The organism is Mastigocoleus testarum BC008 (genome assembly GCF_001456025.1).
GTDB classification, from domain to species: Bacteria; Cyanobacteriota; Cyanobacteriia; order Cyanobacteriales; family Nostocaceae; genus Mastigocoleus; species Mastigocoleus testarum.
Map to the genome: position 1 here is coordinate 101737 of NZ_LMTZ01000045.1, position 11906 is coordinate 113642.

The following is an 11906-nucleotide window of genomic DNA, read 5'->3' on the forward strand; positions in this document are numbered from 1 at the left end:
CTAGGTAAGGCTTGTAGCTGTCTTCTATACTGTGTTAACAAACATGTCAACACCCGTATAGAAGATGCACCATTTTTATTCGGCTTCCTCCCCTAATGCTGACGCATCGCTTCCGCTAAGGGGAGGCTAGGAGGGGGTTTATCCCACACTTCCCTTACGGGTACGATGTGGGGCTTACGCCGTTTTAACTAAGTAAGGTGACTATGTTAGGGTTGACGTGATTTGTATAAATGGTTGTGACAAAAAAACTATTAGACTTCGCACTGCAATAGATCAACTTATGAGTTGGTAATTTCAATCTTCTAATTTCTTTATCAACTAACAACAGTTCCCCGAGTTACACCCAACTGACTTTGCAATCTCAACTCTCGCCACAATTGGGAACCTGTAATGTATCCTTCGAGTAATTGCTGATAAAGATGTATTGTTTGGGTTACCTGCTCTGGAGTTTCATTCACACACTCAACTCGGAAATTTTGTAAACCAAGTTTGATTAAATGTTCTACGTACTCAGCACCAGTTTGAGCGGTACCATTAAATACCGTATTTCGACAACCAGCATCAGCTTGGAGAATATGTTCCGTACCCACGCGATCGCGAAGTTTAACTTGATGTTTTTCACAAGGACGACCGCAATCCCGAAAATCAATCCCTTCGGAAAGAAAGGCACAAAACACACAATGTTCCATATGAAACATCGGCATATGTTGGTGAATTGTTACTTCAAACCATTGGGAAGGAGCACTTTTCAATAAATCTTCAAGCTGATTAATATTAAGGTCATAGGAAGCGGTGAGACGTTCTAAACCGAAACGATTTTTAAAGTAATCTGCAGTTAGAGCGTTAGCCACATTTAAGGAAAAATCCCCAATACAATTTTCTCCAGCAAAATACCGTAAATGGTCGTAGCTACGAATCAAATAACCATCCGCATTACTGGAACGAACCTGCTGTAAAATCCAGTTTTCTGCTGGTTTGGTAATTCTCGGAGGTGCAACCCAGATTTGAGGGGATGGGTTAGGGGATGAATAATTAGAAAATTGAAGATGAGAAGATTGACGAACTATTTGGACAGCTTGTTTATATTTACGCGGGTCTTCAAATTCACAGTAAATGGTTTCGATTCCTGCTTTGAGTGTTGCTTCAAGTTGTTTAAGGTTACGAACTAAAACAATCAACTGAGGAGAAGGAAGTATAAGAGAATCCTTAACAGGAAGTAAATCTGATAATGAAGCGTTTTCGTTAATTTTCCAGAGCTTGGGTTGAGTTCGTAATTCTTCCAGTCGAGCGACAATTTCCCGACGCATTTTATTTAATTCACTCACTGGTAACATTAATTCACCTTCGAGGTGATTTTTCAACTCTCCCAAACAAAATGGAGTATTACCCAAACGTCCAAACTGTTCTTGTAAACGTTCCGTGGAAAGGGGCTTATTGCGAGCTTCGACCAGCGTAATTGATGATTTAACTTGCACCACATGACCGATTTCATCCCGTGCAATTGCGACTAAATTTTCATTTAATTCCCCGTATAGTTCCACAAAAATCGGACGCTGAAATTGGGGTTTTTCGCTAGCAAAACTCTGACGCACTTGCTTATCTAATTCTGGATCGCTGGTCTTCCAAATGCGATCGCCAATATGAATTTTTCTCAGATTTAAATCTCGTTTTCCAAAACGCAGTATAGTATCTTTTCCTTTACGCAATACCCCATAAACTCGACCCCCTTCTTCCTTCCTTTCGGGATGACCGCAATCAAAAACCACACCATCACCGGCTTTCACTGGCGCTTCCAAGCGGATCGTTATTTCTTCTCTACCCACCTGTTTAACTTCACCTAGATATACCCCACGCTTTTTTCCAAAGCGAGCGTGAACTAACTCTTGATTATTAATTCCTTCAAACCATCCCGTATATAAACCCCGAGAAAATGCCATTTCTAGGTTGTAGTGTTCTTGATTTCCCTTTTTAATCAGGGTTTTTTGTTGATTTTCAGGGATATCGGGAATATCTTTGATGACATTGTCTAATGCTTGTCGATAAACTCGGGTGACATTAGCAACATACTCAGAAGCTTTTAACCGTCCTTCAATTTTCAAACAACTCACCCCAGATTTTACTAACTCCGGGATAACTTCCAAACCCGCTAAATCTTGAGGACTAAGTAAATATTTGCGATCGCCCAAGTTTACTATTTCCCCATCTGATATTAAATCGTAAGGCATGCGACAAGCTTGAGCGCACTCACCACGGTTTGCAGAGCGTCCTCCCAAAGCTTCACTGGTTAAACACTGACCGGAATATGCGACACATAAAGCACCATGAACGAATACTTCTAAAGGTAAAGACTTTTGATGGGAATTCTCTACACTGATCTGCTGCTGTATTTTATTAATTTCTTTAATGGAACATTCCCGCGCCAAAACCACCAAATTACAACCAAGTTCCTTCGCAAATTCCACCCCAACTGCACTAGTAATCGTCATTTGAGTAGAAGCATGAATGGGAAAGTCAGGTGATATATGACGAATCAGACGACAAATTCCCACATCTTGAACGATGACTGCATCTACCCCAGCAGAAATAATTGAACGAATATATTGTTGTGCATCTTTCAGTTCTTGGGGAAAAACTAAAGTATTGAGAGTGACATAACCCTTAACTCCCCGCAGATGGAGAAACTCCATTAATTCGGGTAAATCCACCTCAGTAAAATTTTCTGCTCGCATGCGCGCATTAAACTTATCCAAACCAAAGTAAATTGCATCCGCTCCGTTTTCTACAGCAGCTTTCGCACATTCCCAGTTACCTGCTGGAGCGAGAAGTTCGGGAACTTGAAGGTTATGAACCTTGGAGGTTAGAGAGTTAGGTTTGGCTGTCATGACACTGGGAGAAGTAGCTACACCTTAGTGATTTTATCGTTGTTGGCAAAAGATGGTGGATTGTCTTTCTGAGCTTCCAATCAATAATCGGCTGAGGAAACTGTCTTTCTCCTGGAATATTACACAAGTTTTAAATTTGTTATATCGTAAATATTGGAGATAAATTGTTTTTGCTCCAATACTTCTACCTGTAAGCTTTATGCAGCAGAACCAATGGTTCTCCTTGACAGAGGCAATTTGCAAACCTCTGGTAGTGACCCCTGATACACCTGTAGTCGAGGTTATCGGTTTGATGAGTCAGGGGTGGGTTGGAAATTGCCGACTAGATAATTATGATTCCCCTTCAGATGAAAATTTGGTTATCCAAGAAAATACTAGCGATTGTGTTTTAATCATCGATGATAGACAGTTAGTTGGTATTTTCACAGAACGAGATGTAGTGCAACTAATTGCTGCTGGGAGAAACTTAAAGGGAATAACTATTGCAGAAGTGATGAGCCGAGAACTGGTTGTTCTTAAAACTAATGATACTAATCAAGATATTTTTGCCGCCAGAAATTTAATGCGTCAACATGGCATTCGTCATCTACCCATTATGGACGAGTGTGATCGAGTCTTGGGAACTATCTCCTCTGAAGGAATACGACGGGCGCTGCGTCCTACCCAATGGCTAAGATTTTGCAGAGTTCGTGAAGTGATGAATGTCCAAGTAGTACATGCACTTCCAACAGTCTCCGTGTTAGATGCAATTAAATTAATGATTTATCATCATGTTAGTTGCATTGTCATTGTACAGGAAGTAAGGGGAAATAGAAAATATAGTAATTCTGGGGTTTCTAACTTACTCCCGATTGGAATTATTACTGAGCGCGATATTCTACAATTCCAGAGATTAGAGTTAAATTTAGAATCTACCCAAGTAGAAGCGGTGATGAGTGCGCCCCTTTTTCTTGTAAGTCCAGAAGATTCTCTATGGGTGGTACAGTCCTTAATGCAGCAGCACCGAGTGCGAAGGTTAGTAGTTGCTAACTCCGAAAAAGAGCTAGTGGGAATTATTACACAAACTAGTTTGCTACAAGCACTAGACCCAACTGAAATGTATGGAATTTTAGAATTATTGCAGCAAAGGGTGGGGGAGCTAGAAACAGAAAGAAAAGAGCTTTCGCAAAGTTACACTACCCAATCTCAACTTTATCGAGAAACACAAAAAGCATTAGAAGAACGTCAGCAAGCAGAAAAAGCACTTCAGCAAGAAAAAAATTTAATATCTGCGATTTTAGACGTTGCTGCGGCTTTAATTGTTGTACTCGACCGAGAAGGTAACATAATCCACTTTAACCAAACCTGTGAAACAATCACGGGTTACAGTTTTGCAGAAATTAGAAATAAGCAGGTATGGGATTTCATACCTCTAGAAGAAATAGAAACTACTAGAGAAGTTTTTGAAGAGCTTAAAAGAGGTGAATTTCCCAATCAAAACGAAAATAATTGGCTCGCAAAGGACGGTAGTCGCCATCTTATTTCTTGGTCAAATACTTGTTTGATTGATGATAATGGCTCAGTAAAATATGTTATTGCCACTGGAATTGATATTACTGAAAAAAAGCAACTCGAACTACAGTTTCTCCGCACACAACGTTTGGAAAGTATTGGTACTTTAGCAGGTGGTATCGCCCATGATTTGAATAATATTCTCACACCAGTTTTAGCAATTGCCCAACTTTTACCACTCAAACTACCCAAAACTGACAATCAAACTCAGTATTTATTTGAAATGCTGCAAAATAGTGCTAGAAGGGGAGCAAATTTAGTTAAGCAAGTATTGTCATTTGCACGCGGTGTGGAAGGCGATCGCACAACATTGCAAATTAAGCACATAATTTCTGAAATTAGAGAATTTGTTTGTAACACCTTCCCTAAATCCATTGAGATTGAAGTGAGTATAGCCAGGGATTTACGCCCTATTTATGCTGATGGGACACAGTTACATCAGGTATTCATGAATCTTTGTGTTAATGCCCGCGATGCCATGCCCAATGGCGGTAAATTAATTATCGGTGCGAAAAATATCGAACTAGATCGAAACCATGCGGCTATAAGTGCAAATAGCAATTTGGGAGATCATGTTGTAGTTACAGTTTCCGATACAGGGATAGGAATTCCTCCAAAAACTTTAGAAAGAATTTTTGAGCCGTTTTTCACCACCAAAGAACAAGGTAAGGGTACAGGATTAGGACTTTCAACCGCACTTGGTATCATCAAAAGTCACGGTGGTTTCATCAATGTATATAGTGAAGTGGGAAAAGGGACTCAATTCACAGTTTATTTACCAGCAGTACACACAGTAGAAACCACACAAAATCGCCAAGAAGAAGCATCAATCGGAGGGGGAGAATTAATTCTTGTTGTAGATGACGAAGCAATAATTAGGCAAATCAGCAAAACATCCCTGGAAGAATATAATTATCAAGTACTTACAGCCAGTAACGGAATTGAAGCGATCGCACTTTATGCCCAATATAAAGATGATATTAGTGTGGTTGTAATGGATATGATGATGCCTTCAATGGATGGTTTGACTGCGATCTATACCTTGCAGCAAATCAATCGCGAAGTAAAGGTTATTGCTGTTAGTGGACTACCCTCAAGTGAAAAAATAGCTACAGCAAATCAGGCTGGAGTTAAAGCATTTTTAGCTAAACCCTACACTAGCCAAGAACTGTTGAGGAATTTACACTTGGTAATTCATAATCCGTAATTTTCCCAATCAAAGATATCAAAAAGCCTCAAGCCTAAATCCAAAAAAATATTTGCGATCGCCCAAATTTACTATTTCCCCATCTGAAATTAAATTGTAAGGCATGGGACAAGTTTGAGCGCACTCACCACGGTTTTCAGAACGTCCCCCCAAAGCTTCCCTAGTCAAACGCTGACCGGAATATGCAACGCATAAAGCACCATGAACGAATACTTCTAATGCATGAATTGGTATAAAAGCCTAAAAAATGGGCAATCAGGAAGATTACACAAGCCTTTAATTTGTTGTATCCTAGAATATTAGAGATTAATTTTTCTTGCCTCAACACCTCTAATAATAAGGTCTATGTCCGTAAACCAATGGTTCTCCTTGGAAAAGGCAATTGAGCGTGAACCTTTGATTGTTACCCCTGACATAACCATAGTTGAAGTTATTGGTTTGATGAGTCAGGGGTGGGTGAGAAATTGCCCCCTGGATAATGATAATTCCACAGATGATAACTTTCCTGTTCGGAAACATTCCAGCAGTTGTGCTGTAGTAGTTCATGATGGACTATTAGTTGGTATTTTCACCGAGCGAGATGTGGTGCGGCTGATTGCTGCTGGTAGAACACTACAGGGAATAACTATTGCAGAAGTAATGAGCCGAGAACTTGTTACTCTGAAAACCGATCGTACCAATCAAGATATTTTTGCTGCCAGAAATTTAATGCATCAACATGGCATTCGTCACCTACCGATTATGGACGAGTGCGATCAACTTTTGGGAATCATCTCCTCTGAAGGAATACGACGACAGATACGTCCGACCCAATGGCTGAGATTTTGTAAAGTTGCTGAAGTGATGAATTCCCAAGTCGTTCATGCACCTTTAACGGTGTCTTTAATGAATGTCATTAAATTAATGGCTAATCATCATGTTAGTTGTGTGGTACTCGTACAGAAAGTAAAGGAAAGGGTACAAAAGTTAACAGGAAATGAGGAATCTAGTGATACTGAGGCTTGTGCTTTACTCCCAATTGGAATTATTACTGAGCGTGATATCCTGCAATTTCAGAGATTGGAGTTAAATTTAGAATTTATCCAAGCACAAGCGGTGATGAGTGCACCACTTTTTCTGATCAATCCGGAGGATTCTCTTTGGGCTGTACAGTCTTTAATGGACTACCACAAAGTACGCCGGTTAGTAGTTGCTAGTTCGCAAGCAGAACTGAGGGGAATTATTACACAAACTAGTTTACTACAAGCACTTGATCCAACTGAAATGTATGAGGTTTTAGAATTACTAGAACAAAAAGTAGAGGAACTAGAAACAGAAAAAAGAAAGCTTTCAGAAAGTTACACAACCCAATCTCAGCTTTATCAGCAGACACAAAAAGCATTAGAAGAAAGTCACAAGGTAGAAAAATCACTCCGAAAAGAAAACAATTTAATATCTACAATTTTAGATGTTGCTGCAGCTTTAATTGTTGTACTTGATAAGGAAGGAAAAATTCTCAGCTTTAACCAAGCCTGTGAAATAGCCATAGGTTATAGTTTTGAAGAAGTTGAAAGTAAACAGGTGTGGGATTTAATCGTTCCAGAAGAAATAGAAACTACTATAGAAGTTTTTGAGCAGCTGCAAAGAGGTGAATTTCCTATTCAATACGACAACCATTGGATCGCGAAAGATGGAAGTCTCCGTCTGATTACTTGGTCAAACACTTGTTTGATTGATAATGATGGTTCGGTAAATTATATTATTGCAACTGGAATTGATATTACTAGAGAAAGCAAATTGAGACTCAGTTCCTGCGCACCCAATATTTAGAAAGCTAGATAAAGGTACAAAAACAATAAAAATCGTTAAGATATTCTTTGACTGCTAAGTGCTGAAAACCCTACTGCAGGGGAATAACTCTCCACTTCTCCTTAATCCAGCTTTTATCATTTGGCACAGAATTAGCAAAATATAAGTAATACTTGTAGTACATGATCATAAAAAATCGATTTCAAAACTTCAGTCAGCCTAGGTTTTAAGAAGCTGCACCGCGAATAGTTTATTTCTGCTGGAATTTTTTTTGAATTCAAAAAAATTATATTGAAAACCTTGTTCACAGTTAGCAATACTCACACTGAACATGAGGTTTATCGCCAAGCTTCATAAAACTAAGCCACTAAATAGAAAAGTTGGCTGGGAAAACTTTTCTGTTCCAGGAGAAGGAGAAGCGAACCTATGGAAACAACAAACTCTATTGGAACCTATTTAATTGAAAAACTTTATCAAAATGGAGCACATCACGTTTTTGGTGTACCTGGTGATTTTGTCCTAGGATTTAACAAACTTTTAGAAGATAGCCAGATCGAATTTATTAATACCTGTGACGAACAGGGAGCCGGTTTTGCAGCAGATGCATACGCTCGCTTAAAAGGATTAGGTGCTGTTTGCATTACCTATAGTGTTGGTGGATTAAAGATTGCAAACACCACAGCGCAAGCATTTGCAGAAAAATCTCCAGTTGTGGTTATTAGTGGTTCACCCGGTACAAATGAACGTATAAAAAATCCCTTACTACATCATAAAATCCGTAATTTTGATACGCAGTACAACATTTTCAAAGAACTCACCGTTGCTTCAACAGTACTGGATAACCCCAAGACAGCTTTTGAAGAAATTGATCGCGTGCTTGCTGCAGCCAAAAGGTATAAACGCCCAGTTTACATCGAAATCCCCCGGGATATGGTCAATAAACCGGGAAATATAGACTATTCTTTGGATCTGCAGCCACAAGTTAGTAACCCTGAAGCTTTAGCAGAAGTCTTGAGAGAAGCTGCAAACAAAATCAACGCAGCCAAACAACCCGTAATTCTTGCTGGTGTGGAAATGCATCGATTTGGATTGCAGGAAGAATTACTCAAGCTAGTCGAAAAAACAAATATCCCGATCGCAGAAACCCTGTTAGGAAAATCAACAATTAGCGAGATGCACCCCAATTATATTGGTATCTATGAAGGTGCAATGGGGAATAAGTTTACACGTGAATATGTCGAATCCAGCGATTGTTTGATTATGCTGGGTACCTTTTTATCTGATGTTAACTTGGGTATCTTTACTGCTAATCTCGAACCTAAATATTCAATCTACGTAACGAGCGAGAAAACATCTGTCGGTTTTCATAGTTATGATGAAGTTTATCTTAAGGACTTTGTTCTCGGGTCACTCAAAGCAAATATCCATCCTCGAGAACTCAATGTTCCTAATGACTTTAAGCCTCCAAGAGATTTCTCAGTCATCAGTGGTAAACCAATAACAATCGCCAGATTATTCGAGTGCTTAAACTCTTTCTTAAGCAAAGATACTATCGTAATAGCCGATGTTGGGGATGCATTGTTTGCAGGTTCGGAGTTATTTGTCTACGATAAAACTCGATTTTTATCACCTGCTTATTATGCTTCTTTAGGATTTGCTGTTCCTGCTAGCATCGGAGCTCAGTTTGCTAATTCTAGTGTTCGTCCGTTAGTGCTAGTCGGTGATGGAGCATTTCAAATGACGGGAATGGAATTATCAACTATTGTTCGTTATGGATTAAATCCGATTGTAATTGTTCTAAATAACGGTGGTTACGGTACAGAGCGTCCAATATTAGACGGTGCATTCAATGATATTTTGCTGTGGAAATACAGTCGAATTCCAGAGGTATTAGGTGCAGGTCTAGGATTTGACATTCAAACTGAGGATGAACTAGAAACAGCCCTACTGCAAAGTCAAACACACTCTGAAAGTTTCTGCATTTTAGATATTCATTTAGATCCAGAAGATACATCACCCGCTCTCAAGCGATTAAGCCGCGCATTAGGAGAACGCGTACAAAATTAATCTCCCATCACAACATAATATATTTTCTGTAGGGGCGCACCGACGTGCGCCCTATCAGTAGTCTATTTTGTACATAACTTCACACGACATCATTTCTTCGAATTATTTTCTCGAATTTCTTCCCCACTTCTTATTGTGAATAAACTGTGTTACTCGCCAATACAGCAAATAAACCAACAACATTAAATCTAATATCAATTCAAATACAGCAAATTCTCTACCATAGTATCGGGGGTCCCAATAGCTGATTGGACTATTAAAACGAATGCTCCACTCAAATGGAAAAAATAATAATGGTCCATCATCAGCATGAGTAAAAATATCTACAGTGGTATGAAATAGACAAGCTAGTAAAAACCAAAAAAACCACCTTTCCCAGCTACCAATATGTTTTCTCTTGGGAAATGCGATCGCCAAACCTGATAAGAGCAAAATAGGCGAGTGCAACAAATTACAAAGCCCTAACCATAAAGGATGATGAAAATACAATTCGTCAAACATCAAACGAAAAGTATCGCCCATACTCCAACCTAGAATTAAGTGGTAATAAATAATGCCACCAATCGATAACATCCACAATGCAATATCAGGAGCAACCGAACCCAGTAAAAAAGCAGATTTGACAATCGGAACTCGCTTTAAAACCTTATCTAATCCGGCTGTCATCAGAAAATGAGAAGGAGTATTCATGCTTTTTACTAGCAACTAAAAATACTTGTTCTTCACTTAGAATACGCGAAAATAATTAATTTTGAACACGATATCTTCCTCCCCTTGGGGAGGTTAGGAGGGGGTCACTTGGGGAGGTTAGGAGGGGGTCACTTGGGGAGGTTAGGAGGGGGTCACTTGGGGAGGTTAAGAGGATGTTAAGAAACTTAGGACGGTGTCATTTACCAAAGTTTTCACCACAAACAAAGCGAATAAAACTGCACTAACCCAAAGAAATACCACTCAATTCCTGAAACAAACTAGTTGCATAAGAATCAGTCATTCCGGAAATATAATCCGTAATTTTTAGAATTTTGCTATAGGTATCTTCATCACTATTAGATCGATATTCTTCCGGAAGCAGGTAAGAAATTAACTTTCCTTTCTCACTATTTGTGAGAGCTGCATTGACAAACTTCGCAAATAATTTACCTAAAATTTCGTACCCAGCAATACGAATCCTTAAAACATCTCGATGCTGGAAAACTTTGCTAGCGATCGTTTTGCGAATTTCTTCCATATTTTGTGCGTAACTTCCCAAAGATAATAAATCTCGATCAAACTCTCCGGAAAGGATTTTTGGTTCGTAATCTAGGAAAATTTCTGCAGCTTTAGTGACAAGCTTATTAATGGATTCAGCCCGTAGATGCTTAATAATTTCTGCTTCCTCTTTATTCTTTAAGTTAAGACCTGCAATATCTTGAAGTAAATTTCGGGCTTCATGAAAGGAAAGATAACCCATGCGGAAAGCATCTTCAATATCAACAATCGAATAACAGATATCATCAGCAGCTTCCACCAGAAATGCAAGAGGATGTCGCGACCACCAAGCAACACTATCATTACGACGAATTAATCCAACAGTTTCAGCCACTTGAGTAAATAAATCTTTTTCAGCTTGAAAGAAACTATATTTTTTAACACTGCTACCAGAATAACCATTAAGTATATGTTCGGGAATAAAAGATTCTCTGGGATATTTTGTAAAAGCCGCTAAAGTTGGACAGGTAAGCTGCATTCCCCCTAAACGTGGCGACATTTCTAATTTTGCGATTGTTCGAAAACCTTGAGCGTTTCCTTCAAATAATTCAAAATCAGCCTTTTGCGAATCATTGAGCAACTTCTCAACTGAATTGTCATAATTCCCAAACCAAGACTCGAATCCAATTTGGATTGCATCTTCACCAGCATGACCGAAGGGTGGGTTACCAATATCATGGGCTAAACAAGCAGCAGAAATAATATCGCCAAAATCTGCAGCACTAAAACCATCTCGGTCGAGCTTGTGTCTGTTAACGATTTCGCAACCAACCATTCTCCCTAAAGAACGACCAACACAAGAAACTTCCAAACTATGGATTAGACGAGTGCGAACGTAATCGTTGGTGGAAAGAGAAAAAACTTGGGTTTTATCTTTAAGACGACGGAAGGGAAATGAAAAAACTAAGCGATCATAATCTTTCTGAAAACAGGTTCTATCCCAGTGGATATCTTCTGACTCTGATTTTCCCAATCTTTGTGGAGTGAGAAGTTTTTTCCAATCCATAATTGATATTTTGTGTAGATATTACTCAGATAAATTTATTTATCGAAATTAATTAGCAAAAATACATTGTTATTCTAGTGATTTTCTCAACTAGCAAACAAAAAATTATCCTGACATTACTCAACTCACTGTTGAAGAAAGAAAAACAACCAAATAA

At 38.9% G+C, this 11906-nt stretch carries 7 protein-coding genes and 1 pseudogene; 4 read left to right on the plus strand and 4 right to left on the minus strand.

Annotation, left to right across the window (positions count from 1 at the left end):
* Positions 1-314: 314 nt before the first annotated feature.
* Positions 315-2882 (minus strand): U32 family peptidase, encoded by a 2568-nt coding sequence (locus tag BC008_RS08775; RefSeq protein ID WP_027843213.1) that lies wholly within the window; start codon positions 2880-2882, stop codon positions 315-317.
* Between the two features lie 199 nt (positions 2883-3081).
* Here BC008_RS08775 and BC008_RS08780 point away from each other — a divergent pair, with 199 nt between their 5' ends.
* Positions 3082-5640: a CBS domain-containing protein gene (locus BC008_RS08780; protein WP_058183436.1), complete on the plus strand. Its 2559-nt coding sequence runs from the start codon at positions 3082-3084 to the stop codon at positions 5638-5640.
* Between the two features lie 48 nt (positions 5641-5688).
* On the opposite strand, the pseudogene BC008_RS46195 reads toward BC008_RS08780, so the two are convergent.
* Positions 5689-5859, minus strand: a pseudogene (locus BC008_RS46195) (U32 family peptidase); the annotation flags it as partial.
* A gap of 126 nt (positions 5860-5985) precedes the next feature.
* On the opposite strand from BC008_RS46195, the gene BC008_RS08785 reads away from it, so the two are divergent.
* The 3 genes from BC008_RS08785 to BC008_RS08790 all read left to right on the plus strand — a co-directional run bounded on the left by BC008_RS08785 (position 5986) and on the right by BC008_RS08790 (position 9495).
* Entirely contained in the window at positions 5986-7449 is a 1464-nt protein-coding gene (locus BC008_RS08785; protein ID WP_058183437.1) for a CBS domain-containing protein, read from the plus strand.
* A 310-nt stretch (positions 7450-7759) separates the two neighbouring features.
* Complete coding sequence (locus tag BC008_RS52045; RefSeq protein WP_268768206.1) at positions 7760-7888, plus strand: hypothetical protein; 129 nt, start codon at positions 7760-7762, stop codon at positions 7886-7888.
* Positions 7855-9495, plus strand: coding sequence for an alpha-keto acid decarboxylase family protein (locus BC008_RS08790; protein ID WP_027843215.1), 1641 nt, complete (start codon positions 7855-7857; stop codon positions 9493-9495). Before BC008_RS52045 ends, BC008_RS08790 begins: the two co-directional genes overlap by 34 nt.
* A gap of 102 nt (positions 9496-9597) precedes the next feature.
* On the opposite strand, the gene BC008_RS08795 is transcribed toward BC008_RS08790, so the two are convergent.
* Both BC008_RS08795 and dgt read right to left on the minus strand, forming a co-directional pair.
* Positions 9598-10185, minus strand: coding sequence for a metal-dependent hydrolase (locus tag BC008_RS08795; RefSeq protein WP_027843216.1), 588 nt, complete (start codon positions 10183-10185; stop codon positions 9598-9600).
* A gap of 241 nt (positions 10186-10426) precedes the next feature.
* Complete coding sequence (dgt, locus tag BC008_RS08800) at positions 10427-11749, minus strand: dGTP triphosphohydrolase (RefSeq protein WP_027843217.1); 1323 nt, start codon at positions 11747-11749, stop codon at positions 10427-10429.
* Positions 11750-11906 lie beyond the last annotated feature (157 nt).